Raw genomic sequence first — 26,293 nt, forward strand, 5'->3', positions numbered from 1 at the left:
TTCATAATACCAATTTTATCGCCACCTATGACTGAATAAGGTAATTATGAGACTCAATTAACATTAATATCTTCCTAGGAAGAGGGGTAATAATGAAGTTTAGTGTATTAGATCAGGCACCAATTTCAAGAGGATCAACACCAAAAGAAACGTTAGAAAACTCGATACAGTTGGCTAAACTTGTAGAGACTCTAGGCTATACCCGTTATTGGGTTGCAGAGCATCATAATACGAATGGCTTAGCAAGTTCAGCGCCTGAAATCTTAATTGCTCGTTTAGCAGCGGAAACAAATAAAATTAGAATTGGCTCGGGTGGTGTTTTACTTCCTCAATACGCACCTCTAAAAGTCGCAGAAATGTTTAACATGCTGGAGGCACTATACCCTAATCGAATAGATTTAGGTATTGGTAGGTCTCCAGGAGGTTCATCAACAACACGATTAGCTTTGACAGACCGACTTAAAAAGAACCTTAGTTTATTTCCTGTCCAATTGGAAGAGTTGTATGGTTTTTTATTTAATGATCTGGCTAGCGATCATGAGTTTCGCACTATAAAAGCTAGCCCAAGAATAGATACACATCCGGAAATGTGGGTGTTGGGATTATCAGAAAGAGGAGCCATAAACGCTGCTAATATAGGAGCGGGCTTTACATTTGGACACTTTATAAATCCAGAAAATGGTCAAAAAGCAATTGAGAAGTATCGATATAAATTTAAACCCTCCTTAAATTTGGAAAAACCTAAGGTGAATGTTTGTGTGTTTGTCGTGTGTGCAGAAACTGAAAAGAAAGCGGGAGAGTTAGCCATTAGTCAAGATAAATGGTTATTAAATGTTAAAAATGGAGGAGATACTAAAATTTCGTCAAGTTCTGAAATTAACAAAACAAGTTTAAGTAAAGAAGAGTTAGATCAGATTAAGGAAAATCGTAAAAGAGCTATTGTTGGTACGCCTGATGGTGTAAAAAAAGAACTTGAAGAATTAAGCAAGAAATATGGTGGTGTAGATGAATTTTTAATAATAACGAATATTTTTGACTTCAAGGAAAAATGCAATTCTTACAAGTTGTTAGCAAAGGTTTTATCATAATTCACTATAATTATATTATGTAAAGTAATAACACGTCAAAGAACCTTTCAAACGAAAGGCTCTATTTGGTTAATTCCAAAATGTAGTTATGAACTCATCTCTACCTGATTGTTTCCTATCTTCTTGATATTCTTTTTCGTTTTTTTTATAAAAATCTTGATGATAGTCTTCTGCAGGATAAAAATCAGAAGCAGGTAATATCTCTGTAACAATTTCTTTTTTAAATTTACCACTATTTTTAACTTCTTGTTTTGATTGTTCTGCTTTTATTTTTTGTTGTTCTGAATGATAAAAGATAGCAGCTCGATACTGTGGTCCACGATCTTGGAACTGGCCTTCTGAATCAGTTGGATCTACTTGAGGCCAGTAAAGAGAAAGAATTTGATCATATGTTATTTTTAATGGATCAAATATGATTTGGACTGCTTCATAGTGCCCAGTTTGTCCAGTTTTCACTTGCTCATACGACGGATTTTTTATATGTCCACCAGTATATCCAGAAGTTACTTGATGGACACCATCCCATTGATCAAAAGGTTTAACCATACACCAGAAACAACCACCAGCAAATGTGGCTGTTTGCAAAAGATTTTTTTCACTCAAATTCAACACTCCTAATTGTATAAATAGGTACAAATTTAAAATTCCCAGTCTTAATAATTTACATAATTTATTTACAATTGTCCACGATTGATGTTTAATTTTATTAAAGGAGGGGTTATTTGGCTACTTCTATAGGTTCATTAGATTTCTCTCAAATTATCGAAAACTCATTAACAGGGATTATACTACTTAATCAAGAAGAGTTAGTTTATGCTAATCAACGTATTTATCAGTTACTGGGGTATTCGAGGGAGGATACGCTTCATTGGAAGGATATTCTTCATCCAGAATATAAAAAAATAAGTAACGAACGATTAACATTTATTTTGAAGGAAAAGAAAACTACAGAAGCTATGGAGCAAAGGTTAATTAGGAAAGATGGCTCAATTATTCATGTAGAAGTATTTGCATTACCATACATAAAAGGAAACGAAGTACTTGCCCAAGTTCATATCAATGATATTACAAAAAGAAAAGTATTTGAAAGAGAGTCTTTGTTAAGTGAAAAACAATATCAACTAATTAGTCAAAACACTTCAGACGTGATTGTAGAAATATCTCTTAATGGTATTATTTTATATGTTTCCCCATCCGCTACTGAAGTTATAGGAGTTCAACCTTCAACTTTAATCGGTTGCGATAGTTTTGAATTCGTTCATCCTGATGATATCTCGTTTATTAAAAATAATAGGCAAAATTTACTTAATACAGAAAAACCTTATATTATTAGATTTAGATTAAGAAATAAAATTTGGGTTGAGTCAAAGGCGAAAATAGTGAAATCTGCAAATGTGGTAAAGATTGTATTAGATATGAGAGATTGCACGGAGCAAATGAAATCCGAACAGATGCTAAGACAGTCGGAGAAGTTAGCGTTAATTGGAGAATTAAGTGCGGGAGTTGTCCATGAAATTAAAAATCCTTTAACATCTATTAAAGGATTTTTACAACTTATGCAAGCAGGTACAATAAAAACAACAGATTATATATCCATACTTAATACCGAAATTGAAAGAATTGAACAGATTGCCAATGATTTATTAGGGTTTGCAAAGCCTGTTGAAGAATTGAAAGCACAAAATATTGGTAAAATTATTGATTCGGTTGTGTTTTTATTAAATGCACAATCACGTAATCATAAAATTGACTTAATATGGAATGGTACTAAAAAAACACACCTTATTTTAGGTGATGAATCTCAAATGAAGCAAGTGTTTGTGAATCTCATAAAGAATGCAATTGAAGCATCTGAAGATAATGAACATGTTGAAATATTATTATTTGAAAAAGAAGAAAAAGTATTTATTCAAATAAAGGATAATGGATGTGGAATACCTGCAGATAAACTAGATCAAGTGGGTGACTCTTTTTTCACCACGAAAGAAAAGGGTACAGGTTTAGGGTTAATGGTAACTCGAAAAATAATCCATAATCATAAAGGTGAAATGTCTATCAATAGCCAAGAAAACGTAGGAACAACGTTTACCGTTATATTACCAAAGTATAAATAATTTATATTTTCCGTTATTTTCTATTGGTTAAACTATAAATATATGAGACTATATATATTGATTTAAATCTATATATAAAGGGAAAGATTTTATGAATGATAATAGTAAAGTTTTGCTTGTCGATGGAATGGCGTTACTTTTTAGGGGATTCTATGCTACAGCATATACAGGTAATTTTATGATAAATAGTAAAGGAATACCGACAAATGGCATCTATGGATTTCTTAATTATTTCATAGACTCTATTCAGACATTTTCTCCTAGCCATGTTATATGTTGTTGGGATATGGGTAGTAAAACGTTTCGTTCAGAAATATATGATCAATATAAATCTAATCGAGGTGAACCGCCTATTGAGTTAGTTCCACAGTTTGATTTAATTAAGGAAGTAGTCGAAGCATTTGAAGTTCCGAATATAGGAATTAAAGGATATGAAGCAGACGATTGTATTGGAACATTGGCTAACCATTATAGTAAAGAGCAGGATGTTCTAATTGTTACTGGTGATCAAGATATGTTGCAGTTAGTGGATAAACGAGTTTCTGTCGCTCTTATGAAGAAGGGAACAGGAAACTATGACGTTCATACGCATGACACTTTCCATGAACAAAAGGGGATCTTGCCATTACAGGTTATTGATTTAAAGGGACTTATGGGAGATTCATCTGATAATTACCCTGGAGTAAAAGGAATAGGCGAAAAAACAGCGTTGAAATTAATAAAAGAATTTGGTTCCATTGATGAATTATTAAATAACTTGGACAATGTCTCTAAAGGCATTAAAAAGAAAATTGAGGAAAATCTAGAAATGTTACACTTGTCTAGAAACTTAGCGAAAATTCACTGTGAAGTTCCAATTTCTTGTTCTCTAGAGGATGCTCTTTGGAGGATGGACAATGAACGTGTAGTGACTAAGTTGGAAGATTTAGAATTTAAAAACGTATCAAGGTGGATGAACAAGGTAATTTAATTGAAAAGGAATAAAAATTCACTTTTATCAAACACTAAAATCTGGAGGTGTTATGACATGAGTGAAAAAAGAAATATTAGAAAAGACGGAAGACCAACATCAAGTGTTAATCCTCAAGGAATATCAGAAGATGTAGCCAATCAACGGCCAGAATCAAAGTTGGAACATAAAGCAAAAAAATCAAATACAAAAAGATAAGGTTATGGGTTCTATAACCTTATCTTTTTCTTTTTTAAAAGCTAAGAAAATTTCAAAAAATTCTAAGATGTCTAGCTACAGCGCCCCCTCGAGGTCTTAAGCTTGTCGGAGTTGAGCAAGGCGCTTCCGCTTTTTTAATGAAACTTGTTATTAGTATGAAAAGTGAATGTTAAAAGTTCATGGTTTCTTCGTTGATGCTCAAACTAGATTCAAACTTTATTATTGAAACTGTTGGAGCATAGAGAAGAAATCTTTTACAAAGTCATAAAAAACTTTTTCAGATGGTGCTAGGTTTCTATGTTTAGGTATTATAATTCCAACTGTTCGTCTGAGTTCTGGTGTATGAATTCTTATCTTTTTCGTGTAAAGTGTCTTCCCTTCACTAAAGGCGCTTTCTGGAAGTAATGTTAGGCCAATGCCTGCAGCAACTAATCCTTTGATGGCATCCAAGTCCTCACCTTCAGAAGTTACATTTGGTTTAAACCCAGCTTGTTTACATCCGTCTATCACTAATTTATGCAAAATGTATCCTTTAGGAAATAAAACAAATGGCTCTTCACGTAAATCGCGTAAATTTATACTATCTTTCTCTGCTAATGGATGTGTACTTGGTACTAGTGCACAAAGGTCTTCAGTAAAAAGAATATTTCCTTTTACTTCTGGGTGATCTGATGGGACAGGACCAAGAAATGCAACATCAATTTCACGATTAACGACCGATTCAATCAAAAAATTATACGAACCTTGTCTCAATTGAAAGGCAATTTTAGGGTGCTTTTTTTTAAATTCAGATACCACGGTAGGGAGTAAATGACTAGCTAAACTGGTTGGAAAACCAATTTTAATCGTTCCCCGTTCCGGATCAATATACTCATCTATTTGTTTTTTTGCATGTTCAATTGCTTTCATTGCAGTTTTGGTATGCGTTAAAAAAACTCTACCTATATGGGTTAACTTCACATTTCTACCTTCACGTTCGAATAACGAAACTCCAAGTTCGGCCTCTAAATTAGCGATTTGTCTACTAATTGCTGATTGTGCTACATGCAGGTGTGCTGCTGCTTCTGACACATGTTCACGTTCAGCCACTTCCATAAAATAACGTAGTTGTCTTAGTTCTATTTTGACCACTCCAATCCGATTCATCTCAAAAACAGATGATTATAATCTATATTATATATTGTTTGGATGAATAAGAAAACCTACAATGAGATTAGAGACCTTAAAAGTAATGAGTAAATGGGGGGCGTATAAGATGAGTTACAATCAGATGCCTAAAGCACAGGGGCTATACCGTCCTGAATTCGAGCATGATGCATGTGGAATTGGTTTGTATGCACATATAAAAGGCTTAGCTACACATGACATAGTAAAAAAAGGATTAGAAATGCTATGTCAATTAGATCACCGTGGTGGTCAAGGTAGTGATCCGAATACAGGGGACGGCGCTGGACTAATGGTTCAGATACCGGATAAATATTTTCATAAAGTTTTACCTGAATTAAAGTTACCAGAAAAAGGACGCTATGGCGTTGGAATGGTTTTCTTTTCTGATGATGAACAAGAAAGAATTGAAATAGAAAATCAGGTTAATAAATTTATAGAACAAGAGGGTCAGCAACTATTAGGATGGCGCACAGTACCCACTGATCCTAGTAAAGTGGGTTTAAAAGCGCAGGAAACATGTCCGGTTGTTCGACAAGTGTTTATTGGTGCAAATGACGATATCACGGATGAATTATCATTCGAACGTAAATTATATGTAATTAGAAAACAAGCCGAAAACTGGGCAAACGAACGCGAATTACGTTTTTATTTTGCTAGTCTATCTAACAGAACAATTGTATATAAGGGCTTGTTAACGCCGACACAAGTAGATGAGTTTTATTTAGAATTACAAGATGAAGATTTTGTTTCTGCTTTTTCACTTGTACACTCAAGGTTTAGTACAAATACATTTCCAAGTTGGGAACGTGCCCATCCAAACCGTTATCTTATTCACAATGGTGAGATTAATACGATGCGCGGTAACATTAACTGGATGAGAGCGCGTGAACAACAATTTGTTTCTAATGCTTTTGGTGATGATTTAAATAAACTACTTCCAATTTTAAATGCGGATGGAAGTGATTCCTCTACATTAGATAATGCATTAGAATTCTTTACATTAGCAGGAAGAACACCGGCTCATGCAGCAATGATGTTAATACCTGAACCTTGGAAAAAGAATCCTCATATATCTAAAGAAAAAAGAGCTTTTTATGAGTATCACAGCTGTTTAATGGAGCAATGGGATGGACCAACATCCATTACTTTCACTGACGGAAAACAAATAGGAGCCATTCTAGATAGAAATGGATTACGTCCTGCTAGATACTATGTAACAAAAGATGATTATATTATTTATTCTTCCGAAGTTGGGGTAATCGATGTTGAGGAAGAGAATGTTTTATATAAAGATCGTTTAAGTCCTGGGAAAATGCTTCTTATTGATTTAGAAGAGGGGCGCATTATCGCTGATGAAGAAATAAAAAGTAAAATCGCTCAAGAACAACCATATCAAAAATGGTTAGACGAAAAACTAGTTAAATTAAACGATACTGTGACCAGTGATACAGAAAAGCCTATAGATAATTTGTTTTCTAGACAAAAAGCTTTTGGCTACACAACGGAAGACATTGAGAAGTACTTAGCCCCAATTGTTACTCAAGGAAAAGACCCAATTGGAGCAATGGGTAATGATATGCCGCTTGCTGTTTTGTCTGAACGTCCACAATCGTTGTTCAATTACTTTAAGCAATTATTTGCACAAGTTACGAATCCACCGATTGATGCTTATCGGGAGCAAATAGTTACATCTACAATGTCGTTATTGGGACCTGAGGGGAATATCCTACAACCAGACGAAACAAATTGTAGTCGTATTCAGTTAGAATCACCAGTATTATCAAATCATCAACTAAATGAACTAAAAGATAATCATTATGACGGGTTTACGAGTAAAACAATTGATGCGTTATTTACAGATGATGTGGATACTGGATTACAAGCAGTCTTCCATGAAGCTGATCAAGCTATAAAGTCTGGGGCAAACTTGTTAATATTATCTGATCGTAATATGGATGTAGACAACGCTCCTATTCCTGCTTTATTAGTAATTAGTGGACTACACCAATATCTTGTACGTCAAGGTAGTAGAACTAAAGTGAGTATTATTGCAGAAACCGGAGAAACAAGAGAAGTGCATCATTTTGCTGCTCTGTTAGGTTATGGTGTTGACGCAATAACTCCTTATTTAGCTTTTGAAACGTACAGGCATGAAATTGAACGTGGTAATTTAACGTTAACTTATGATGAAGCAGTAAGAAACTATATTGATGGCGTTACAGAAGGTGTTATTAAAGTAATGTCTAAAATGGGTATTTCAACTGTTCAAAGTTATCGTGGAGCTCAGATTTTTGAAGCGGTCGGAGTAAGTAAAAAAGTAATCGATCAACACTTTACGGGGACAGCTTCGCAAATTGACGGAATTGGATTAGATATCATAGCGAAAGAAACGTTACTACGTCATCAAAGTGGGTATAAAAAAGCTATTGATCAAACTCTAGAGCCAGGTAGTGATTTCCAATGGAGAAAAACTGGAGAGCACCATGCGTTTAATCCAAAAACAATCCATACATTGCAATGGGCTTGTCGTAGAGGTGACTATAGTCTTTTTAAAGAATTTTCAAAGGCAGCTGACGAAGAACGTATAGGTTTCTTACGGAATTTATTCTCGTTCAAGACTAGCCAATCAATTTCAATCGATGAAGTAGAATCTGTTGACTCTATTGTAAAAAGGTTTAAAACAGGTGCAATGTCATTTGGTTCGTTAAGCCAAGAAGCCCACGAGGCACTAGCTATTGCTATGAACCGTTTAGGTGGTAAAAGTAATAGTGGTGAGGGTGGAGAAGACTCTAATCGTTATATTGTCGATGAAAATGGTGATTTAAGAAGAAGTGCGATTAAACAAATCGCATCTGGTCGATTTGGTGCAAGTAGTCATTATCTAGTTAATTCTGATGAATTACAAATTAAAATGGCTCAAGGTGCCAAACCTGGTGAGGGTGGACAGCTACCTGGTAAAAAAGTTTATCCGTGGGTTGCAGGTGTTCGTGGTTCAACTCCAGGTGTAGATCTTATTTCACCACCTCCACACCATGATATTTATTCGATTGAGGATTTAGCACAATTAATTCATGACTTAAAGAATGGTAACCGTGATGCAAGAATTAGTGTGAAACTTGTTGCTAAAGCTGGTGTTGGAACCATTGCTGCTGGTGTGGCTAAAGGTAATGCAGATGTTATTTCAGTTGTTGGCTATGATGGAGGAACAGGTGCCTCTCCAAAGACGAGCATTAAGCACACTGGTCTTCCATGGGAACTTGGATTAGCAGAAGCACATCAAACACTAATGCTGAATGGTTTACGTGAACGTGTTGTGCTAGAAACGGACGGTAAACTATTAACTGGTAAAGATGTTGCAATGGCAGCTCTACTTGGAGCTGAAGAATTTGGTTTTGCTACTGCACCTCTTGTTGTACTTGGTTGTGTAATGATGAGAGTTTGTCATATGGATACGTGCCCTGTGGGTGTAGCAACACAAAGTCCAGAGCTTCGTAAGAAATTCACAGGTGACCCAGATCATATTGTTAACTATATGCGTTTTGTAGCTGAAGAATTACGCGAAATTATGGCACAACTTGGTTTTAAAACTATTGATGAAATGGTTGGTCGTACAGATGTGCTTGGTGTTAGTGATAGAGCAAAAGATCATTGGAAAGCAAAGTATTTAGATCTTTCAACTTTACTATACCAAGTAAAGGGAATTCGTACGCGAAAAACATCACCAAATCATAAAATTGATCAATCATTAGATATTCGAGAAATATTACCTGCAGTACAGTCTGCAATCGACGACAAGGAAAAAGTAGACTTAACGTTCCCAATTAAAAACACAAATCGTGTAACAGGTACTATTGTCGGAAGTGAAATTTCAAAACGTTATGGTGAAATAGGTCTACCAGATGATACGATTACACTTCGATTTAATGGTTCAGCAGGTCAGAGTTTTGGAGCTTTTGTACCAAAAGGAATGTCCTTACTGTTAAATGGTGACGCAAATGACTATGTTGGAAAAGGTCTTTCAGGTGGTAAGATAGTAGTTTCTTCACCAAAAGAATCAACGATTACACCTAGTGATAACGTCATTGCTGGTAATGTCTGTTTCTACGGAGCAACGAGTGGTGAAGCTTATATTAATGGTATGGCTGGTGAGCGTTTTGCCGTACGTAATAGTGGAGCAAATGTTGTTGTTGAAGGAATCGGTGACCATGGCTGTGAATACATGACCGGGGGACGGGTTGTTGTTCTTGGTGATGTAGGGAAAAACTTTGGTGCTGGTATGTCTGGTGGTATAGCTTATGTGTATGCCAATGATAAAGAAAAATTCAAGAGTTTAAGTAACATGGAAATGATAGAATTCGAAACACTAAGTGATAAAGATGAAATTAGCGAAGTTAAAGATATGCTTCAAAAACATGTTGATTACACTAATAGTAGTAAAGCTATAAATATATTAGAAGATTGGAATAAATCTATCGATAATATTGTTAAAGTAATTCCAAAAGATTATAAACATGTATTGAATCAGATTCAAGCATTTATCGATGCGGGTGAGTCAGAAGAAGAAGCTAAGATGAGTGCCTTTTTAGCTAAAAAAGAAAATAAAACAGTAAAACCTAAAAAAATTAAAAATTTGATTGTACAGTAGAAAGGAGATAAGAATATGGGAAAAGCAACAGGTTTTATGGAGATTAAGCGTGAAGAAGCGATTGAACGAGATCCTATCGAACGTTTAGACGACTGGAAAGAATATTCTGCTCCTTTCACTGATGAAGTAATGAGCAGACAAGGGGCCCGTTGTATGGACTGCGGTACACCTTTCTGTCATATAGGTATGGAAATTGGGGGGGCAACGTCAGGTTGCCCGGTTTACAATTTAATACCAGAATGGAACGACTTAGTATATAAAGGACAATGGAAAGAAGCATTAGAACGTTTAATGAAAACAAATAACTTTCCTGAATTCACGGGACGTGTATGTCCTGCACCTTGTGAAGGTTCTTGTACAGTTGCAATCTCAGATCCTGCAGTAGCTATTAAAAATATTGAACAGGCTATTATTGATAAAGGTTTTGAGAATGGTTGGATAACACCTCGTATTCCTGAGGTACGTACTGGTAAAAAGGTAGCTATTATTGGCTCTGGACCTGCTGGAATGGCAAGTGCAGATCAGTTGAATCAAGCTGGACATTCTGTGACGGTTTTTGAGCGTGCGGATCGTGCCGGTGGACTATTAACTTACGGTATTCCTAATATGAAATTAGAGAAAGACGTTGTAGAGCGTCGTATCAAGTTACTTGAACAAGAAGGTGTTGATTTTGTACTTAATACTGAAGTTGGAAAAGACATCTCTGGTGATGAATTAAAAGAAAAATATGATTCTGTGATTGTATGCACTGGAGCACAAAAGCAAAGAGACCTTGTTATTAAAGGCCGCGAAGCAGAGGGCGTCCATTTTGCAATGGATTATTTAACAGAGTCTACTAAAAGTCTATTAGACTCTAATTTAGAAGACGGAAAATACATTGATGCCAAAGGTAAAGATGTTATTGTTATCGGTGGTGGAGATACTGGTGCTGACTGTATTGCAACTGCATTACGTCATGGTGCTAATAGCGTTGTTCAATTTGGTAAACACCCACAATTACCTTTAGCGCGTAGTTCTCAGAATATGTGGCCCGAATTTCCACAAGTGTTTAGCTTAGAGTATGCACATAAAGAAGCTAAAGCTAAATTTGGTGAAGATGTTCGTCAATATTCTATTCAAACGAAAAAATTTGTAGCTGATGAGAATGGTAATTTGAAGGAATTGCATACGATAGAAATGAAGAAAACAAGAGACGAAACTGGTATGTTTGTGTACGAAGAAATACCGGGTACTGAAAAAGTTTGGCCTGCACAACTAGTGTTAATTGCTATTGGATTTGAAGGTCCAGAGCAACCAATCCTAAATGAATTTGGTGTTAATACTGTTAATAAAAAAATAGAGGCTGCCTATGGTGATTTTTCTACAAATGTAGATGGTGTGTTTGCAGCGGGTGATGCAAGAAGAGGACAAAGTTTAATTGTTTGGGCAATTAATGAAGGACGCGAAGTAGCTTATTCTGTAGATCAATACTTGATGGGTGAAACTTCATTACCTACAGTAGCATCAATGTAAAAAGTAAAAAACCGATTCAATTTTGAATCGGTTTTTTATTATGGAATATAAAAGGATAAACATCAAAAATTAACCTTATTTATCAAATTAAAAAAATGTTTTCTTTCTTTTTTTTACATAATGAATGATTAGATAAACAATAATGGCTATTAATGCATAAACAATAAAAAATACAAGAAATCCCCAAAGGCCAATTACAGCATCTGCAAATTCCATATTTCCGCGATTCGTTATAGCTTGTTGAATTTCAATCGCAAAAACGAGTACGAGCATTATTGTAAATGTATAGATGAAAGAAAAAAAGGTTGTACTCCATTTCAGTTTTTCAAGTATTTTAAAGCAGGCATAGACAATGAAATAGGTAATAATTCCTATAAAACCAATAATCCAGAAATGTAATGCTTTATCTGTAAGTTGAAAACCTAGGTTATTGAATATAACGATAAGTAAGTCATGCGTACTATTTACAATTTCAGCTAAGACTTTTATAACTTCCTTCATGTGAGATATCCCTCCTCAATTTTAAATTTCTTTCCTTTTAATTTAAACGTGACTAGCTATTGTTAGTGAAGTACGGTCGATTTGAACTAAATCCCAAGATGTTACAATTCCTATTGGTTTTTGGTCTCTGGAGCCAGTTTGGGTAATTAAAATAGCCTCTAGTTTCATATTTTTTTCAAAACTTTCTTCGAAAACAGTTTCCAAGTCATAGATGGAACTTTGCCTACTTAAAAATTCTACATTGTGTTTTTTTTCATAAAGTAGAATATCACGAGCTTTTATATTAGCAACCATGATTTGACTATTAGATAGTTGGTTAGACATCCATTTTGCAATACCACCAACTGTTAACAAACCTCGAAAATGACTATTTTCATATATGGGTAACTGAGAGTATCCGTATTCTTTAATTGTACGTAGGATTACTTCAAGTGGAGTACCAGGAGTGAAAACTGTTACTGGTTGTGATGCAATCGATAGTGCCAAAGGGGGTTTATGAATTAACTCACATAAACGCTCAATTTCTTCTACTACTTCTAAATGTGGTTCTGCTATATAAAAGTCTTCTCTTATTTTCTGGTGTACTAAAGCATTTCTCAATCGACCAAATTGTTTTAACGTATCATAATTAGTACGAACTACATTGTGAGAGTTACGAGCTAAATGCAGAACATCTCCATAGGAAATATAATCACTAGATTGTTTAACTAGATCCGTCAGTTTTTTATGGATTCGATTAAAAGCAATTTCAAATCTATATACACTTGTTTCTTTATCTTTCAACAATCTAAAACCTCCTTAAAAACGATACTAATATAGTATCATAATTATGTCGGTTGAATAACAAACAAATATTAAATAGTTTGAATTTTTTAATAGTAATTAGTTGTCTTATCTATGTAAATAGTAATAAAATAGTCTCTATAGATAATTTAATCGAAATCTTACTTATAAGTTATCGAATTTTTTCTACAAGGGGTAGTCATAATGGAAGAAAAAACTATAAAAGTTCATTTAAGTAACACTAAAAAAGCAAAACCAGCAGCAGACCAACTTGAATTTGGTCGTGTTTTTACAGATCATATGTTTATTTTAGATTATACTGAAGGAAGTGGATGGCATAGTCCAAGAATTGTTCCTTATCAATCGCTCACTTTAGATCCAGCGTCTATCGTGTTTCATTATGGACAAACAGTGTTTGAAGGCCTAAAAGCATATGTAACAAAGCAAGGAGAAGTTCGTTTATTTAGGCCAGAGAAAAACATGGAACGATTAAATCGGTCTAATAATCGTATGTGTATTCCACAAATTGACGAAAGTTTAGCGTTAAAAGCAATCAAAGAATTAGTTAATTTGGAAAAGGATTGGATTCCAACTGCACCAGGTACCTCTTTATATATACGACCGTTTATTATATCGAATGAGGCTTATTTAGGCGTAGCACCTTCAAAGACATATCAATTTATTGTTATCTTGTCACCCGTAGGAGCGTACTACAAAGAAGGGATAAATCCCGTCAAAATTTCTGTTGAAAATGATTTTGTACGTGCTGTAAAGGGTGGTACTGGTGAAGCTAAGACCGCAGGTAATTATGCTTCTAGCTTAAAAGCGCAGGAGCTAGTGTCGAATGAAGGATACGCTCAAGTTTTATGGCTAGATGGATTAGAAAAGAAATATATTGAAGAAGTGGGAAGCATGAATGTGTTTTTCAAAATTAATGGAGAAGTTATCACTCCAGAATTAAATGGTAGTATTTTAGAAGGTGTGACTAGAAATTCTGTTATTCAACTGTTAACGCATTGGAATGTCCCTGTTTATGAGCGGAAAATATCTATGGATGAAGTATATGAAGCCTACAAAGCTGGATTACTTGAGGAAGCTTTTGGTGCAGGAACTGCTGCTGTCATTTCTCCAATCGGAGTGCTTGCTTGGCAAGGGGAGCAAATGAAAATTAACCAAGGTGAAACAGGAGAAATTTCAAAAAAATTGTATGATACACTTACTGGTATTCAGTATGGCACTGAGTCAGATCCGTTCGGATGGACCGAAAAAGTTGAATAGTATATAGTGGGAGGCACCCTGGAAAAAGGGTGTTTTTTTGCTTCTTTAATGGATACAGTTATTATATATTAAGGAGTCTTGAGAATGAAATTAAGTATCTTAGATCAATCCCCTGTTATGGATGGTAAAAGTGCTGCAGAGGCATTAAAAGCATCTGTGAAACTTGCTCAAAATGGTGAAAAGCTTGGTTACACCCGTTATTGGATTGCTGAACATCATGGTATGGAACAATTAGCTAGTTCTGTGCCAGAAGTAATGCTTACTTTAATCGCAGCTAAGACTAACTCCATTAAGATTGGATCGGGTGCTATACTATTACCACATTATAAGCCATACAAAATAGCAGAAACATTTAATATGCTTGCAACATTATTTCCTGATCGAATCGATTTAGGTATCGGAAGAGCACCTGGAGGTTCTGCAGAAGCTTCTATTGCTCTTTCTGGTAACTTTCTAGAAAATGTAAAAAAATTTCCAGAAAAAGTAACTCAACTTTTTCACTTTTTATATGATGACTTTCCGAAAAATCATTTTTATTCTACAACACGGGCATTACCAAAGCCGATTAACCCTCCTCAACCTTGGATTTTGGGTACTAGTAGCAAAAGTGCTGTACTTGCAGCGGAACTAGGGACCGCTTATGCTTTTGCTCATTTTATGAGTGAACAAGACGGAATGGATGTTGTTCATTCCTATAAGAATATGTTTACTGTGAATAAGAACTTGAAAAAGCCATATTGTATTGTAACTGTTAATGCTATTTGCGCTAAAACTAGTGAGAGAGCAGAAGACTTAGCTTTATTATATTGTTTGAAAACGGTAATTCAAGTTAGAGAAGAAAAGCTTGACCTTTCAACAAAAAATTTGAAGAAGGTTATCCAATCATTAACTACGGAAGAAAATAATAAAATAAAAGAAACAAGATCAAAAATGGTGGTTGGTAACCCAATAGATGTAAAAAAACAACTATCAAAGATCAAATATGAATATGATGCAGATGAAATTATGATTGTAACGATTACCAATGACTACAGATCTCGATTGAAATCTTATGAATTAATCGCTAATATTTCATTTTAAAAACACCTATTAGGGTGTTTTTTGCATTAATCACCAGTGTATTATTTATCAGGTCTAGTATCATAATAATCTTGTCATAAAAAATTAAATGTAAAGAAAGGGGCTATAGTATCTTTTGGCAAAATCAAAACAAGGATTAACCATATTAGCTATTAGCTCTATACCGTTAATAATGACGTTAGGGAACTCGATGTTAATACCTATTTTACCTAAGATGGAGTCAGAATTAAATTTAAGTTCCTTCCAAGTCAGTCTTACAATAACAATATTTTCGATAACTGCTGCAATTTTCATACCTATCTTAGGTTACTTTTCAGATCGTTTTTCTCGAAAGGTAATTATTGTACCTGCATTGATTTTATACGGTTTAGGTGGATTATTAGCGGGTATGGCGTCTGCATGGTTTAATAGTGCCTATCTATGGATTATGGTTGGGCGAGCTATGCAAGGTATCGGGGCTGCCGGTACCGCACCAATTGCTATGGCTTTAACTGGTGATTTGTTTAAAGGCGGAGAACAAAGTAAAGTTTTAGGCTTGGTTGAGGCTTCAAATGGATTTGGTAAAGTACTTTCTCCGATTGTAGGTTCACTTTTAGCACTATTAGTTTGGCATGGACCTTTTTGGGGATTTCCTATTTTCTGTCTGATATCAGTACTTCTAACCGCTCTGTTTGTAAAAGAAAAGAAGAAGAAAAAAGAACCACCTTCCATTGGAAACTACGTAAAAGGACTATTTTCTGTATTTAAACAGGAAGGAAGATGGCTTTTTACTACTTACTTAGCAGGAGCTACGTGCTTATTTACTTTATTTGGTATTTTATTTTATATATCAAATGTTTTGGAAGATGAACATGATATAGTTGGTGTGTTAAAGGGTGCTATATTAGCTATTCCCTTGCTTTTTTTAATGACTACCTCTTTTCTTACAGGAAGCCATATAGGTAAAAATTTAAAAATAATGAAAAGATTAATTATACTTGGCTTATTATTAATGACAGCTTCTTTTGGGACTTTAACTTTATTTACAAATTTAATTCCTTTCTTTTCGGTATTAGTAGTAAGTAGTATTGGTACGGGATTAGTCCTTCCTTGTTTAAATAGTCTTATTACAGGATCTGTAGGTAAATCGAGAAGAGGCTTTGTTACATCATTGTATGGTTCCGTTCGTTTTCTAGGCGTAGCTGCCGGTCCACCAATATATGGTTGGCTTATGGAGATGTCACGAAATTGGATGTTCCTCAGCACAGCAGGTTTAACATTCATTGTTGCTTTTTTATGTCTAGTATTGATTCATGTGAAAAATAATCCATCACAATCTGATCAATCATCAAAATCTTTATTTAAAAAACTTCAATTAACTACGGAATAGATGAAGGAGTGGTTATGTTGCAAATATATTTTTCACCAGAGTTTTTAAAACAAGATGCACAAGTGCTTAATATTGTTAATGATAAAAATAAAGCTGTAGGTTATATGGCATTTTTAATGGAAGAAAAGAAAATGTACGTTTATGGTCAATTAGAAGAAGCAGGAGTAGAAGAAGATTTTAAAGATCTTGTTGAACCCTACTTACAGGGTTTAACAAAGTTAAAACCGGACCTAGATGTATTCTCCTATTTATCGGTCGGAGGTAAAAAGGTCGAAGTTCAAGCAGAAAATGAAGAATAATAACGATTTTCATAAAGGTAAGCCTGTTATATTCTGAACCCTTTGAGGGTTTAGGAGATACTTCCTTTATTTTTCTGAAGTTATGGCTGGTGTAGGCCCCAGATTGCATTGGCCGTTCCTTGTACTAGGACGACGAAGAACTAACGGCTTTGGGTGGAATCTAATAGGTAACGTTATCTTTTCTATTCATTATTTATTCCAAGTGCACCAGCATATAGTACTAAAAGAAATGAAACCATCGGTAATTCATTAGAGATAATTCTTTAAAAGTTTTATCAAACAATGCACAGAAGGAGAAATTTAAAAGTTGTCCTGTGAATTAGGTTCATATTTATTTTTTTCTCCAAACAACGGGTGGAGTTATTTTTGGGATTTTTGGTATTAACTTTAAGTTGTACACTATATCAACAATTTTTGTTGAACCAAATTGCAACAAGATTGCTTGGAATACAATGGGCCAATGAATTATTGAACCTGTTAAAATAAAAATTAGTCCATTTAAAAGAAGAAGTGGTTTTCCAGGGGAGCTATTTCGATGCACTGCGATTATTAAAGCTAATACACCCATCCCACCATTGGATACCTTTTGCCTTAAAAGAATTCCTACACCAATGCCCAAAGTAACAGAACCAATGAAAAGATCGAGCCATATATTAGAGTAATGAACAAACAAGTCCATACTGAATAGGTGAACACTTATGGAAGTAATTGTGATAGCATACATTGTCCCGATAGCACTTGAATTTCCTAACCAATAGATTGCTAAAACAAGCAGTGAAAAATTAACAAACCATAGAGCAAAGCTAAGTGGGATACCAAACCAGTAATTCAATAAAACCGCAATTCCAGCTGCTCCACCAGAAGGGATGGAATGAGGAAAAAGAAATAAGGACATCGCCATCCCTTGTATAAAACTACCGCACGTAATAAGGAAATAATGGTGGGTTAAATACTTCATGTTCTCTTTGCGACTTTTCTTAGGTAATGTTTATACAGGCTTCTCATATTGATCGCCCTCTTTCATAATAATAGGTTTAGCTTGTCTTATTTAATTGTATTTAATTTTTGTTTAAATATGAGAAAGAATAGAATTTATTAAAATGCTTATAAATGAATCGTTAGACTTTTCTGAAACCTGTGTGTTGACATATGGAGTGTAGTGAAGCATAATATTTTTAACAAAACATTTTAAAGTGTTGATGAGGAATAGTAAATGTTATGAAAACGTTAGAGAGTGAAATCCATTGGCTGAAAGATTTCATCGTTATTTCATACATTGAACCTACCCTACGGAGCTGTTGAGCTAATAACTTAACCGCAGGTACCCGGCGTTATGGGAATGAAGTGGGCATTATTTGCCAACAAGAGGTGGTACCGCGGTTAAACTCTTTCCGTCCTTTACATTAATTTGTAATGGATGGAAAGAGTTTTTTGTTTTATTGTGTATCATCGTACTCAATTAAAATGAAGGACGTTTAATAAACATGATGAAGGCGTGATTCAGGTGGCTAAAAAAAGAGTGGTAGTGAAGATTGGGAGTAGTTCATTAACTGATAAATATGGTAGTTTAAGTGAAAAGAAGATCAAAGAACATGCTACTGCCTTAGCAAGTCTCAAAAAGAAGAATTATGAAGTTATTTTAATATCTTCAGGTGCAGTATCGGCAGGATTTAGCGACTTGGGTTATCCTACAAGACCTGTTACGGTAGCTGGTAAACAGGCAGCAGCAGCGGTTGGTCAAGGTCTATTAGTGCAAGCATATACAGAAGCGTTTAAATCTTTTGGTATTGTTGCAGCTCAACTTCTCATAACAAGAGATGTTTTTGTGAATAATGAACAGTTTGGAAATGTTTATTCTACATTGACAGAACTACTAAAACGATCGGTTTTACCAATTATTAATGAAAATGATACAGTTGCGATTGATGAATTAACTTTCGGGGATAATGATATGCTTTCTGCACTTGTTAGTGGGCTAGTAAATGCGGATTTCTTAATTATGTTAACAGACATTAACGGATTATATGATGAGAACCCACATGCTAATCCAGCAGCTAAGCGTTATAATCGTTTAGAAGTAATTTCTCCACGAATATTGAACCAGGCAAGTGGAGCGGGTTCTAAATTTGGAACAGGTGGAATGAAGTCGAAAATCATGGCAGCACAGACAGCTCTTTCACTAGGCGTGAATGTATTTGTTGGTACAGGTTTTGGTCCTGATAAATTATTAGAAATTATGAACGGGAATGGTGATGGTACTTATATTGGTGATAAACAAACCCACAGTTTACGTAAACAAAAACAATGGATTGCTTTTCATTCGTCAATTTCAGGAAAAGTATTAATTGATGAAGGAGCAGAACATGCGATCTTACATGAAGGAAAAAGCTTACTTCCAGCCGGTATTAAATCGGTTAGTGGTAATTTCAAAGTTGGTGAAGTGGTTGAAGTGGTTACAGACAGACAAATAATTGCTAAAGGCCAAGTTAATTACTCTGCTGACGAATTAAACTTAATAAAAGGGATGGGCAGTCAGAAAGCTATGATAAAAACTGAACGAAAAAAACCAGAAGCTATACATCGCAATCGACTAGTACTATCACTTAAGGAGGATTTATATGAGTGATTTACAAACAAAAGCAAGCGCAGTGAAGTCATGTGTAATCGAATTATCAAAGAAAACAACCAAACAAAAAAATGATGCACTTCTCTTAATAGCGAGTGAATTAGTTAATCAGCTTCCTTTTATCGTTGAAGAAAATAAAAAAGATATTGCTAGCGGAAGAGAAAATGGATTTCATGAATCATTAATTGATCGACTTGCATTAACAGAGGACCGAATCCATGATATGGCAGATGCTTTAAAACAATTAATAGAGATAAATGACCCAATTGGTGAATTAATTGATTCATGGGAAAGACCAAATGGCTTACAAATTAAACAAGTAAGAGTTCCTTTAGGTGTTGTAGGAATGATTTATGAAGCAAGACCAAATGTTACTGTCGATGCTGCGAGTTTATGTTTAAAAACAGGTAACGCAGTTTTGTTGAGAGGAAGTTCTTCAGCAATACATTCCAATACAGCAATTGTTAAAGTTATCCATGATGCTCTTAAAAAGTCAGATTTACCTTTAGACTCCGTTCACTTAGTGGAGGATACTAGTAGAGAAACGGCATCACAAATGTTTAAGATGAATGATTATTTAGATGTATTAATTCCACGAGGTGGAAAGAAATTAATAGATACTGTAGTGGCACAAGCAACGGTACCAGTATTAGAAACAGGAGCTGGAAATTGTCATTTATTTATAGATGAAACTGCTGAAGCTAGGATGGCTATCGATATTGCTATCAATGCAAAAACACAACGTCCATCCGTATGTAACTCTATTGAAACAATTCTAGTTCATAAAAAATGGGCAGATAAATATCTTGAAGAACTAGTATTAGCACTAAAAAATTCTGATGTTGAAATACGTGCTGATAAAAAAATATACGCAAAGATTAACGGAATATTAGCTGCGACAGAGTTGGATTGGGAAACGGAATTTTTAGATAAAATAGTTGCTATTAAAATCGTTGAATCCACAGAAGAAGCAATAGAACATATTAATAAATACGGATCTAAACACTCAGAATCAATTATTTCAGAAGATGATAGTCATGTAGTTGAATTTATGAATACGATTGATGCAGCTGCAGTTTATCATAATTCATCGACTAGGTTTACAGATGGATTCGAATTTGGATTTGGAGCGGAAATTGGTATAAGTACACAAAAGTTACATGCGAGAGGTCCCATGGGATTACCAGCTTTAACTTCAACAAAATATTTATTGTATGGTAATGGACAAATTAAATAACCATCTTTCTAAAAAATATTCGCTGTATTACGGTTGATTATAATGAAAGTATGAAGAAAATAAGTTAGAATAGTATGTAGTTTTTAAAAACTACATACTATTAATGATTAGAAGGAGCGTAATAATGGATAAAATATTAATTTTCGGTCACAAAAATCCTGATACGGACACCGTATCTTCGGCAATTGCTTATGCAAACTTAAAAGAGAAGTTAGGTTTAAATGTTGAACCTGTGCGATTAGGAGCTGTAAATGGCGAGACGCAGTTTGCTTTAGACTATTTTAACGTAGATGCACCGAGGTTGGTTGAAACAGTAGCGAATGAGGTAGACCAAGTTATTTTAGTTGACCATAACGAACGTCAACAAAGTGCACAAGATATTGATCAAGTACAGGTTGTTGAAGTAATTGATCATCATAGAATATCGAACTTTGAGACTAGTGATCCACTTTATTATCGTGCAGAACCAGTTGGCTGTACTGCAACAATTCTAAATAAGTTATACAAGGAAAATAAAGTAGATATTCCAAAAGAGATTGCTGGATTAATGTTATCTGCAATTATTTCTGATTCATTATTATTTAAATCACCAACATGTACAGATCAGGATGTAGCTGCGGCCAAGGAATTAGCTGTAATTGCAGGAGTTGATACAGATACATACGGTTTGGATATGCTAAAAGCAGGAGCCGATTTGAGTGATAAATCAGTAGAAGAATTGATTTCACTTGATGCGAAAGAATTTGAAATGGCAAAAAACAAAGTGGAAGTAGCCCAAGTAAATACTGTAGATACGGATGAAGTGTTAGCGGCACAAGATGAGATAGAAAAAGCTATTTCTTCCGTTATCGAAAGTAAAGGTTTGGATCTTTTTGTCTTTGTTGTGACGGATATACTAAATAATGATTCTGTTATCCTTTCACTGGGTAAACAAGCAAATGTTGTAGAGAAAGCTTTTAATGTTAATTTGGAAAATAATAAGGCGCTGTTAAAAGGTGTTGTATCTCGTAAAAAACAAATTGTTCCCAATATAACTGATGCATTTTAAATGATAAGAAATGAATCGCAAAGAAACCAACTACTTAAGTAGTTGGTTTCTTTGTTTTAACAATGAAATTCTAAAATAATGGGAAATTAAAATAAACTATTTCCTGGGAAACCGCATGAAGTGACATGTTTAATGAAAATTTGCAATTTCTTAATCAGATTTATTATAGTTTCCACATACTATAGGAGAATCTCGTAAATAATAGTAAAAAAACTAATATCTGGAGGATTCCATGTCTATTATCGATAAAGTAGCTATTATAACTGGTGCAGGTTCAGGAATTGGTCATGAGACAGCGATTCATTTAGCCAATGCTGGCGTACAAGTCTGCTTATTTGATATCAGTGAGGAGAACCTGATAAAAACAAAAACAGAGATTAAACAACTAGGTTTTGAAACAACTATATACCCGTTTGATATTTCTAATAACGACCAAGTAATGGAGGCTTTTAAACATGTATATAATTGTTTTGGTCGGGTAGATATTGTATTTGCCAATGCTGGCATAGCTGGTAATTTAGCAGCGATTGAGAAAATGGAAATAAGTGAATGGGATAAAACAATAAACACAAATGTCAATGGAACTTTCTTAACTATAAAAAATGCCATACCATATTTAAAGAAAAAAGGTGGAAGTATTATTATCACAAGTTCTGTCAGTGGGAACCGCGTTTTTTCACAAGCGGGTTTCTCAGCTTATAGTACTTCTAAAGCGAGTCAGCTCGCATTAATGAAAATGGCAGCTCTAGAGCTAGCTGCTTATCAAATTCGAGTTAATGCAATTTGCCCGGGGGCAATATCAACAAATATAGGAAAAAGTATTGATAAGGACTCATCTCTACATGAAGTTGAGGTACCTATTGACTTTCCATTAGGGGACCAGCCACTTGAGCACCGTGCAGGTAGTGCAATTCAAGTTGCTAGTCTCGTGCATTTTCTAGCATCTGATCAATCAAAACACATTACTGGAACTGAAATATATATAGATGGCGGCGAATCGTTACTGCGATGAAGGTAGATGTTGACACCGTAGTTAAAACACTCTAAACTTAAATAACAACGTTGTTATATAAGGGGGTAAAAGTTAGTTTGTGTACCAAGAGAATTTTTCAGGGTTGGATGAATTAAATTTTCCATCTTATAAAAATATACTTGAAGATGGATTAGGCGATGTATAAAATAATTGCGCAAAAATGAAAACGTTATCAAAAATATCAGGATGGAAAGTATGTACTAATTTTCCTGTCTACATCTTAGTATCTACTAATGTAACAAACCGCTTTCTAGAAGTTTATGTATGTGGTGTTAAAGAGATTAGAATTAAACTAATGTATTTGAGGAGGGTTTCTGATGAAAAGAATAGTTATTTGTGGCATAAGTAATCGGGCTATGGGGATGTTTATTGAACCAGTACTAACTAGTTATTATGAACATAATCAAATTGTTGGTTTACTCGATGTTGATAATCGTCGTATGTCATTATGTAAGGAAAAATATCCAAGTTTAATGGATATTCCTTGTTTTAATGAAAATCAGTTTAAACAAATGATTCAGGAAACACAAGCTAATACAGTAATTGTAACGAGTAGGGATGATACCCATGTGAATTATATTCTTCAAGCACTAGAAAATGATTTAAATGTCATTACAGAAAAACCAATGGTAACAACTGCTGCTGATGCTAAAACGGTGATGGAGGCTGAACAGAGAAGTTTAGGTAATGTTACCGTTGCATTTAATTATCGTTATAACGCCTATCATCGTAGAATTAAAGAAATAATAATGGATGGAAAAGTAGGTAGAGTAACCTCTGTTGACTTAAATTGGTATATTGATACGTATCATGGGGCTAGTTACTTTAAACGCTGGAATCGGGTTAGAGAACATTCAGGTGGCTTATCGGTCCATAAATCAACACACCACTTCGATCTAGTCAATTGGTGGATTGATCAATTACCTGAACAAGTATTCGCATATGGAGCTTTAAATTACTTTGGCAAAGATGGTGAACTAAATCCAAGTCCAAAAAATAATCGTTTTTGTGGAACTTGTCAGGAACAACTAGATTGTCAGTATTATATGAGGTGGTCAAATAGAACAAATAACGTCCGAATTAAAGATGATCACATTCAGTCTACAACTAATTCTTTAACTAAACCTGACTATACAAATTATCGACCTGATGCATGTATCTTTGATCATGAAATAGAGATTGAGGATACATATGTAGCTACCGTAAAATATGATAAGGGCTCATTCTTGAGCTATTCGATTAACTTTTCTTTACCTTATGAAGGGTATCGATTAGCAATTAATGGAACAAAAGGCAGAATAGAAACAATGGAATTCCATGAACCAAGTCGGGTGCCATTTCCTATCCCTGAACAAACAATTGATTACTATCCTTTGTTCGGTTCTAAGGAAGTGATCCATGTGGTTAAAGGTGAAGGAACACATGGTGGTGGGGACCCTTTATTACAGGAAGACCTTTTTTTAGGTGTAGATCCAACTAGATCTTATGATATATTAGCTGGGACAAAAGCGGGAGCCTACTCCATTGCTCTAGGTGAAGGAGTATGGCGCTCGAGTAAAACTAATTTACCAATTCGGATTAATGAGCTTTTGAATATTAAAAACGATCAAACACATACGTTCCAGACTTAACATAATTTTATTCTTGTGATTAGAATATCGGTACACCCTTGTTACCTAGGAGCTAATAATAAAATTCTTCCTTTTTTTCAGAATAAGAGTTAGACTTAATGATAAGCCGTAAAATTTTAAATAATAAAAATATTAAATAAATTTAGTGTGCTATCCAGTTTTCTAATTTATTTGATTATGGTAGTATTAGTCTATCAATTTTCTTGAGGAAGGATTCTAAAGTATGAGTACAAAATTAAATGCGATTCAAATAAAAGATATTATCATCGCTAATCAAGTATTAAAAGATGTAGTTGTTAAAACACCGTTGCAAAGAGATACTATATTATCCGAACGTTATCAATGTAATATATATTTAAAGAGGGAAGATTTACAAATAGTTCGCTCCTTTAAAATTAGAGGAGCTTACAATTTGATGCAAAGTCTTTCTAAGGAAGAACTTGAAAAAGGAGTAGTATGTGCTAGTGCAGGAAATCATGCCCAAGGGGTAGCTTATTCGTGTAAAGCATTAGGAGTTAAAGGGAAAATATTTATGCCTAGCACTACACCTAGACAGAAGGTAAACCGTGTAGAGTTTTTTGGTGGACCTTTTGTAGACATCATTTTATCAGGTGATACATTTGATGACTCTTATGAAGAAGCAAGAGAATTTTGTGACACAAATGAAATGGAATTCATTCATCCTTTTGATGACTATCGCACGATTACTGGGCAAGGAACGGTTGGATTAGAAATCGTTGATAGTATGGAAGAACCGATATCACATGTGTTCATGGCAGTTGGTGGAGGCGGTCTGATTTCTGGTGTTGGCTCATACATTAAAGGTATTAGTCCACAGACAAAAGTTATAGGTATTGAACCAGCAGGAGCTCCTTCTATGAAAGAAGCATTAGCACAGAAAAAAGTAGTAAAACTTGATAAAATCGATAAGTTTGTTGACGGTGCAAGTGTAAAACAGGTGGGTAATATTACGTATGAAATTGGGCAAGACATTATCGATGAGATTACAACAGTGCCAGAAGGTAAGGTATGCACCACGCTTTTAGATTTATACAACGAAAATGCAATCGTTGCTGAACCAGCTGGAGCACTTCCTGTTGCTGCATTAGATTTTTATAAAGATCAAATTAAAGGTAAGAATATTGTTTGTATCATTAGCGGTGGAAATAATGACATCGATCGAATGCAAGACTTTAAAGAGCGCTCACTTATTTATGAAGGATATAAACATTATTTTATTGTTAATTTTCCACAACGTGCTGGTGCTTTAAGAGAGTTTATGGATGAGGTACTGGGAGAAACTGATGATATTACGCGATTTGAGTACACGAAAAAAAATAATAGAGATAAAGGTCCTGTACTTGTGGGGGTTGAGTTAAACCACAGAAATGATTATGAACCATTAATTGATCGAATGAATAAAAAAGGATTTACTTATACAGAAATAAATAAAGATCCAGATTTATTTAATTTGCTTATTTAAAACTATTAATACACCTGTTCGCTTATATAAAGTGAACAGGTGTTTTTTATTTTTAACCATAAACAAAAACAAATAAAAATATTAATGGTGCGCTATCGCAAGTAAGTCGCTTTCATATCTTGATTATTTAACATTCCACTTAAAATAAAGTTAAACAAAAATAAAATAAACTATTCAAAAACAAACAAATATATGGTATCTTTATTATAGTGTAGAACAAAGGGGAGGAAT

Annotated in this window: 21 protein-coding genes; 16 read left to right on the forward strand and 5 right to left on the reverse strand. The window is 34.5% G+C overall.

The genetic code is table 11. The features are described from left to right. Window positions 1–92 precede the first annotated feature (92 nt). Window positions 93–1,088, forward strand: a complete 996-nt coding sequence (locus QQS35_RS03745) for an LLM class flavin-dependent oxidoreductase (RefSeq protein ID WP_285930484.1) — start codon at window positions 93–95, stop codon at window positions 1,086–1,088. Between the two features lie 69 nt (window positions 1,089–1,157). On the opposite strand, the gene msrA is transcribed toward QQS35_RS03745, so the two are convergent. Continuing rightward, entirely contained in the window at window positions 1,158–1,691 is a 534-nt protein-coding gene (gene msrA, locus QQS35_RS03750; RefSeq protein ID WP_285930485.1) for a peptide-methionine (S)-S-oxide reductase MsrA, read from the reverse strand. Window positions 1,692–1,810: 119 nt separating this feature from the next. Between msrA and QQS35_RS03755 the strand changes: the two genes are divergently transcribed. From QQS35_RS03755 to sspL, 3 genes are all read left to right on the forward strand, one after another. After that, the gene (locus QQS35_RS03755; RefSeq protein ID WP_285930487.1) at window positions 1,811–3,202 is read left to right on the forward strand and encodes a PAS domain S-box protein; all 1,392 of its coding nucleotides are present in this window, start codon (window positions 1,811–1,813) and stop codon (window positions 3,200–3,202) included. Window positions 3,203–3,293: 91 nt separating this feature from the next. Then, window positions 3,294–4,172: a 5'-3' exonuclease gene (locus QQS35_RS03760; protein ID WP_285930488.1), complete on the forward strand. Its 879-nt coding sequence runs from the start codon at window positions 3,294–3,296 to the stop codon at window positions 4,170–4,172. Window positions 4,173–4,229: 57 nt separating this feature from the next. Next, the gene (gene sspL, locus QQS35_RS03765; RefSeq protein WP_285930489.1) at window positions 4,230–4,370 is read left to right on the forward strand and encodes a small, acid-soluble spore protein L; all 141 of its coding nucleotides are present in this window, start codon (window positions 4,230–4,232) and stop codon (window positions 4,368–4,370) included. A 219-nt stretch (window positions 4,371–4,589) separates the two neighbouring features. On the opposite strand, the gene QQS35_RS03770 is transcribed toward sspL, so the two are convergent. Then, on the reverse strand, window positions 4,590–5,492 hold the full coding sequence (locus QQS35_RS03770) for a LysR family transcriptional regulator (protein WP_285930888.1): 903 nt from the start codon (window positions 5,490–5,492) through the stop codon (window positions 4,590–4,592). A gap of 133 nt (window positions 5,493–5,625) precedes the next feature. Between QQS35_RS03770 and gltB the strand changes: the two genes are divergently transcribed. After that, window positions 5,626–10,182 (forward strand): glutamate synthase large subunit, encoded by a 4,557-nt coding sequence (gltB, locus tag QQS35_RS03775; RefSeq protein WP_285930491.1) that lies wholly within the window; start codon window positions 5,626–5,628, stop codon window positions 10,180–10,182. Between the two features lie 15 nt (window positions 10,183–10,197). Next, complete coding sequence (gene gltD, locus QQS35_RS03780) at window positions 10,198–11,694, forward strand: glutamate synthase small subunit (protein ID WP_285930492.1); 1,497 nt, start codon at window positions 10,198–10,200, stop codon at window positions 11,692–11,694. An 87-nt stretch (window positions 11,695–11,781) separates the two neighbouring features. Here the strand turns inward: gltD and QQS35_RS03785 are convergent, their stop codons facing one another. Further along, the gene (locus QQS35_RS03785; RefSeq protein WP_285930493.1) at window positions 11,782–12,195 is read right to left on the reverse strand and encodes a hypothetical protein; all 414 of its coding nucleotides are present in this window, start codon (window positions 12,193–12,195) and stop codon (window positions 11,782–11,784) included. 42 nt (window positions 12,196–12,237) lie between these two features. Further along, on the reverse strand, window positions 12,238–12,981 hold the full coding sequence (locus QQS35_RS03790) for a CBS domain-containing protein (RefSeq protein ID WP_285930495.1): 744 nt from the start codon (window positions 12,979–12,981) through the stop codon (window positions 12,238–12,240). Between the two features lie 201 nt (window positions 12,982–13,182). Between QQS35_RS03790 and QQS35_RS03795 the strand changes: the two genes are divergently transcribed. The 4 genes from QQS35_RS03795 (at window position 13,183) to QQS35_RS03810 (ending at window position 17,004) form a co-directional block, all read left to right on the forward strand. After that, entirely contained in the window at window positions 13,183–14,256 is a 1,074-nt protein-coding gene (locus tag QQS35_RS03795; protein ID WP_285930496.1) for a branched-chain amino acid aminotransferase, read from the forward strand. 84 nt (window positions 14,257–14,340) lie between these two features. Continuing rightward, the gene (locus QQS35_RS03800; protein ID WP_285930499.1) at window positions 14,341–15,336 is read left to right on the forward strand and encodes an LLM class flavin-dependent oxidoreductase; all 996 of its coding nucleotides are present in this window, start codon (window positions 14,341–14,343) and stop codon (window positions 15,334–15,336) included. A 172-nt stretch (window positions 15,337–15,508) separates the two neighbouring features. Then, window positions 15,509–16,705 (forward strand): MFS transporter, encoded by a 1,197-nt coding sequence (locus tag QQS35_RS03805; protein ID WP_407933941.1) that lies wholly within the window; start codon window positions 15,509–15,511, stop codon window positions 16,703–16,705. Window positions 16,706–16,719: 14 nt separating this feature from the next. Continuing rightward, window positions 16,720–17,004, forward strand: coding sequence for a hypothetical protein (locus tag QQS35_RS03810; RefSeq protein ID WP_331490651.1), 285 nt, complete (start codon window positions 16,720–16,722; stop codon window positions 17,002–17,004). A 331-nt stretch (window positions 17,005–17,335) separates the two neighbouring features. Here the strand turns inward: QQS35_RS03810 and QQS35_RS03815 are convergent, their stop codons facing one another. Beyond that, entirely contained in the window at window positions 17,336–17,962 is a 627-nt protein-coding gene (locus QQS35_RS03815) for a YitT family protein (protein WP_285930502.1), read from the reverse strand. Between the two features lie 546 nt (window positions 17,963–18,508). Here QQS35_RS03815 and proB point away from each other — a divergent pair. The 6 genes from proB (at window position 18,509) to ilvA (ending at window position 26,062) form a co-directional block, all read left to right on the forward strand. After that, window positions 18,509–19,630, forward strand: coding sequence for a glutamate 5-kinase (gene proB / locus QQS35_RS03820; protein WP_285930503.1), 1,122 nt, complete (start codon window positions 18,509–18,511; stop codon window positions 19,628–19,630). Continuing rightward, window positions 19,623–20,867 carry a glutamate-5-semialdehyde dehydrogenase gene (locus QQS35_RS03825; protein WP_285930504.1) on the forward strand — a complete coding sequence of 415 codons (1,245 nt, stop codon included), beginning with the start codon at window positions 19,623–19,625 and terminating at the stop codon, window positions 20,865–20,867. Before proB ends, QQS35_RS03825 begins: the two co-directional genes overlap by 8 nt. A 124-nt stretch (window positions 20,868–20,991) precedes the next feature. Next, on the forward strand, window positions 20,992–21,915 hold the full coding sequence (locus tag QQS35_RS03830) for a manganese-dependent inorganic pyrophosphatase (protein ID WP_285930505.1): 924 nt from the start codon (window positions 20,992–20,994) through the stop codon (window positions 21,913–21,915). Between the two features lie 232 nt (window positions 21,916–22,147). Beyond that, on the forward strand, window positions 22,148–22,927 hold the full coding sequence (locus QQS35_RS03835) for an SDR family oxidoreductase (RefSeq protein WP_285930506.1): 780 nt from the start codon (window positions 22,148–22,150) through the stop codon (window positions 22,925–22,927). Between the two features lie 338 nt (window positions 22,928–23,265). After that, window positions 23,266–24,579: a Gfo/Idh/MocA family protein gene (locus tag QQS35_RS03840; RefSeq protein WP_285930507.1), complete on the forward strand. Its 1,314-nt coding sequence runs from the start codon at window positions 23,266–23,268 to the stop codon at window positions 24,577–24,579. Window positions 24,580–24,802: 223 nt separating this feature from the next. Further along, window positions 24,803–26,062 (forward strand): threonine ammonia-lyase IlvA, encoded by a 1,260-nt coding sequence (gene ilvA / locus QQS35_RS03845; protein WP_285930508.1) that lies wholly within the window; start codon window positions 24,803–24,805, stop codon window positions 26,060–26,062. Window positions 26,063–26,293: the final 231 nt, after the last annotated feature.

This window comes from Aquibacillus rhizosphaerae (genome assembly GCF_030282825.1).
Lineage (GTDB): Bacteria > Bacillota > Bacilli > Bacillales > Amphibacillaceae > Aquibacillus_C > Aquibacillus_C rhizosphaerae.

What these genes read in the sequence shown, in the direction of transcription:
- QQS35_RS03745 (WP_285930484.1), top strand. Translation starts at nt 93, where the DNA reads ATGAAGTTTAGTGTATTAGATCAGGCACCAATTTCAAGAGGATCAACA.
- QQS35_RS03760 (WP_285930488.1), top strand. Translation starts at nt 3,294, where the DNA reads ATGAATGATAATAGTAAAGTTTTGCTTGTCGATGGAATGGCGTTACTT.
- sspL (WP_285930489.1), top strand. Translation starts at nt 4,230, where the DNA reads ATGAGTGAAAAAAGAAATATTAGAAAAGACGGAAGACCAACATCAAGT.
- gltB (WP_285930491.1), top strand. Translation starts at nt 5,626, where the DNA reads ATGAGTTACAATCAGATGCCTAAAGCACAGGGGCTATACCGTCCTGAA.
- gltD (WP_285930492.1), top strand. Translation starts at nt 10,198, where the DNA reads ATGGGAAAAGCAACAGGTTTTATGGAGATTAAGCGTGAAGAAGCGATT.
- QQS35_RS03785 (WP_285930493.1), bottom strand. Translation starts at nt 12,195, where the DNA reads ATGAAGGAAGTTATAAAAGTCTTAGCTGAAATTGTAAATAGTACGCAT.
- QQS35_RS03795 (WP_285930496.1), top strand. Translation starts at nt 13,183, where the DNA reads ATGGAAGAAAAAACTATAAAAGTTCATTTAAGTAACACTAAAAAAGCA.
- QQS35_RS03800 (WP_285930499.1), top strand. Translation starts at nt 14,341, where the DNA reads ATGAAATTAAGTATCTTAGATCAATCCCCTGTTATGGATGGTAAAAGT.
- QQS35_RS03805 (WP_407933941.1), top strand. Translation starts at nt 15,509, where the DNA reads ATGACGTTAGGGAACTCGATGTTAATACCTATTTTACCTAAGATGGAG.
- QQS35_RS03810 (WP_331490651.1), top strand. Translation starts at nt 16,720, where the DNA reads ATGTTGCAAATATATTTTTCACCAGAGTTTTTAAAACAAGATGCACAA.
- QQS35_RS03815 (WP_285930502.1), bottom strand. Translation starts at nt 17,962, where the DNA reads ATGAAGTATTTAACCCACCATTATTTCCTTATTACGTGCGGTAGTTTT.
- QQS35_RS03825 (WP_285930504.1), top strand. Translation starts at nt 19,623, where the DNA reads ATGAGTGATTTACAAACAAAAGCAAGCGCAGTGAAGTCATGTGTAATC.
- QQS35_RS03830 (WP_285930505.1), top strand. Translation starts at nt 20,992, where the DNA reads ATGGATAAAATATTAATTTTCGGTCACAAAAATCCTGATACGGACACC.
- QQS35_RS03835 (WP_285930506.1), top strand. Translation starts at nt 22,148, where the DNA reads ATGTCTATTATCGATAAAGTAGCTATTATAACTGGTGCAGGTTCAGGA.
- QQS35_RS03840 (WP_285930507.1), top strand. Translation starts at nt 23,266, where the DNA reads ATGAAAAGAATAGTTATTTGTGGCATAAGTAATCGGGCTATGGGGATG.
- ilvA (WP_285930508.1), top strand. Translation starts at nt 24,803, where the DNA reads ATGAGTACAAAATTAAATGCGATTCAAATAAAAGATATTATCATCGCT.